This is a genomic window from Paraclostridium sp. AKS73 (genome assembly GCF_025671395.1).
GTDB lineage: Bacteria > Bacillota > Clostridia > Peptostreptococcales > Peptostreptococcaceae > Paraclostridium > Paraclostridium benzoelyticum.
Map to the genome: position 1 here is coordinate 1 of NZ_JAIXHU010000104.1, position 248 is coordinate 248.

Annotated in this window: 1 rRNA gene; it reads right to left on the reverse strand. The window is 44.4% G+C overall.

Annotated features, from left to right (window positions below):
- Positions 1-169, reverse strand: a 16S ribosomal RNA gene (locus LEQ07_RS19895); the annotation flags it as partial.
- Positions 170-248: the final 79 nt, after the last annotated feature.

The window sequence follows — 248 nt, forward strand, 5'->3', positions numbered from 1 at the left end:
TATGTTATCCCGTATTAGTATACCTTTCGGTATGTTATCCGTGTGTACAGGGCAGGTTACCCACGCGTTACTCACCCGTCCGCCGCTCTCTCCGAAGAGATCGCTCGACTTGCATGTGTTAGGCACGCCGCCAGCGTTCATCCTGAGCCAGGATCAAACTCTCAAATATAATTTAAAAAGTTGTCCATCGCTCAGCTAATCATTATCTGAATATCTGGCTTGGTTGTTTGTGTTTAATTCTTTAAAAA